Source organism: Deltaproteobacteria bacterium (assembly GCA_021159305.1).
Classification (GTDB): Bacteria; Campylobacterota_A; Desulfurellia; order JAGGSF01; family JAGGSF01; genus JAGGSF01.
In genome coordinates this window covers 1-2,990 of sequence record JAGGSB010000086.1, presented here as the reverse complement: position 1 = coordinate 2,990, position 2,990 = coordinate 1, and the positions used below count along the sequence as shown (strand labels likewise).

Below are 2,990 nucleotides of genomic sequence, written 5' to 3'. Positions count from 1 at the left end.
GATAAATATCCTTCTCTCTTACGAACGTTTGAAGTCCCGTAAATGGAAAAATCCTATCGCTTTAATTGGGTCTATTAGGAATTTTGTGTAAACTCCCTCCATATGAGAAAATAACGAAAAGCTAAGGAGGGAGAAAGATGGGAAATTTTGACAGGGAAGCATTGAAGAAATTGGTAAGGGAGAGGAAATTAAAGACCACAGAAGATGCAGAAGAATTGGTTAAAGAGCTCTTTGGCGATGTCATTAAAGAAATGCTTGAAGCAGAACTGGAAGAAGAGCTCGGATATTCCAAACACGATTACAGGAACAAAGAAACGGATAACTCCCGAAATGGTTATACGAAAAAGACGATCAACAGTTCACATGGAAAAATAGAGCTTTCGATTCCCCGTGATCGCAAAGGCGAATATGAACCGGTGGTGGTCAAGAAGCACCAACGGAGCATAGCCTCCATAGAAGACCGCATATTATCCATGTATGCGCGTGGAATGACCTACAAGGATATACAGGCACACATGGAAGAGATATACGGTTCTGTGCTCTCAACAGAGAGCATAAGCAGGATAACGGACAAGATAATCCCCATCGTATCCGAATGGAGGAACAGGCCTCTTGAAGAAGTGTATAGCATCATCTACATGGATGCGGTCTTTTACAAAGTTACAGAGAGCAACCAGATAAAGAACAAAGCGTTGTACATAGCCTTTGGGATAAACCTTGAAGGGATGAAAGAGGTATTGGGGATATGGATAGCGGAAAGCGAAAGTTCAAAATACTGGTTGGGGGTGTTGAACGAACTGAAGAACCGAGGGGTAAAGGGAGTGATGTTCTTTTCCATAGACGGATTGGTGGGAATGGAGGAAGCGATAGGAGCAGTGTATCCCCGGGCAAAAATCCAGCGATGTGTGGTACACCAGATAAGATATTCCATGAAATTCGTGGCTTGGAAGGACAGGAAGGCCTTCGCCGCTGATTTGAAAAAAGTGTACAAGGCGGATACAAAAGAAGCAGCTCAGAATGCATTGCAGGCCTTCGAAGAAAAATGGGGAGAGAAATATCCTTTCAGCATAAAAAGCTGGAAAGACAACTGGGAATCCCTCTCTACATATTTCGCCTATCCGAAAGAGATAAGGACTTTGATTTACACGACAAACCCCATAGAATCATTAAACAGGCAATTGAAGAAGGTAACGAAGAACAGGGGTGTGTTTCCCAATGATATGGCGCTCATGAAACTGGCATATTTAGCCATTAATAACATATCCAAAAAATGGAAGTTGAGGTTGAGGGATTGGGATAAAATCCTTGCTGTTCTCATGATAGAATTCGATTGGGTGAAATCCTTTGTCTAATCTGGAGTTTGGAGTTTACACAAAATATGTTATACACCCAAATTCTTTTTTTCAGAGCTCATCCAGACTCTCTATTTTTTTGCCAATATAAAATCACCCCATGACATTATTAACTCTAAAGTTAATAACTCACGAGTTAATTGCGCGACAATAACCCCAAAAAGATCACGTATAGAGTTGTAGATATTGAGAACCTAGAACCTCAGGTCTTCCACGACGAAGTCACATACATAGCCTGAGTTTTACTTTAGCTCAGCATAGCCACTATGTAGAAGGTCTCTCAATTCTCGACTCTAAATCTGCTTTTTCTCGTTACTCGAATCACATAACTCACCTACTATGTCAAGTCAAGGAGACAATCTGCCTGAATCCGTTCCCAAATGGCAGTTTGTTTGAGCAACAGAAGCAGGCAGGGATGACTTTTCATTTGTCTTTTTTTCAGTTTCCAGTGTGCTGGTTTTTGTTGTATAATTTGACTGAGGGCTCTTGTTCCCACGCGAGGATAAAAAGAGTTCCTCATCGTAGGTTTTCAAGGATTTTAGCATGGCGAAAGCTATCTTTACGAGGGTATTCGCCAATGCTCTGAGGGCATGTCCAAAGGACTTGCCCTCCTTTATTTTCCTGGCATAATACCCTTTCATCCACGAACCCTTGTTGACTGCACTCAATGCCATCATATGCAGGACACCTTTCAGGTTCCTGTCACAGTGTTTCCTCATCACGCATTTGCGGAAGTTCCCACTCTGGATTATTATGGGTACTGTTCCGCAGTATTTCTGAAAATTCCTGTAATTCCCAAATTCGTGGTTAAGAAACGCTGCAACCAGTGCCACACCTGTTACAACTCCCACTCCCGGTAAGCTCAATATCACCCTGTATTTCGATTCTTTCAAGTTCCTCTCCATTTCATTTTTCATTTCCTGCTTTCCTCTTTCCACTTCAAGAAGATGCCTGGCAGCATTTGCCACCATCATGAGGGTGTATTTTGTAATATGCCATTCCCTCTTTTTGAGTTCCTTTGCCTTTTCTCTCAACGAGTTTGTGAAAGCTATTTGGTTCTCTTTGAAGTAGTTGTGTATCTCTTCAATGGAAAGGCTCTTGAGTTCATCTGTGATGCTGAGCAAAAGAATTTTCCCTTTGTTCTTTTTCCAGTTACCCATCACTTCGACAAACTCCGGGAAATGGTCGTGCAATTCGTTGTGTAGTTTGTTCTTCAATCTAGAGGCCTCATCTTTGTAATACCTGTAAACTCTCAACTGTTCCCTGAATGACCTGCCTTCTTCGTTGTTTCTTGCCCTTATACAATATTCTGGATGTTCACTGTATGTCAGTGCAATGCTCCTGGCATCGAGTGAATCTGTCTTTATCCCGTTGGAATGATAACCTCGGGCTTCTTTCGACCTCTTCGGCGGTAAGAGATAAACCTCTCTCCCTTCGGAAAGCAGAAAATCGCTTATCCTGTTGAAACTCTCTTCAATGACAAAAACCGCTTCTTTGGATACTTCATTGAGCAACTCTCTGTAACCCGCTTCGTTGTCTTTGATTCTGTAAATCTTGTTCTTCTCGATGGAATAACAGATGTGAAAATCCCATGCCCAATCAATTCCCACAACATCCATGTTGATTCCTCCAGAAAAT

The 2,990-nt window shown here is 41.9% G+C and carries 2 protein-coding genes; one reads left to right on the top strand and one right to left on the bottom strand.

What is annotated here, in order from left to right; translation table 11 throughout:
* Positions 1 to 137 precede the first annotated feature (137 nt).
* Positions 138 to 1,352: an IS256 family transposase gene (locus J7J10_05450; protein ID MCD6130376.1), complete on the top strand. Its 1,215-nt coding sequence runs from the start codon at positions 138 to 140 to the stop codon at positions 1,350 to 1,352.
* Positions 1,353 to 1,699: 347 nt separating this feature from the next.
* Here J7J10_05450 and J7J10_05445 read toward each other — a convergent pair whose 3' ends face one another.
* Positions 1,700 to 2,971, bottom strand: coding sequence for an IS110 family transposase (locus J7J10_05445; GenBank protein ID MCD6130375.1), 1,272 nt, complete (start codon positions 2,969 to 2,971; stop codon positions 1,700 to 1,702).
* Positions 2,972 to 2,990 lie beyond the last annotated feature (19 nt).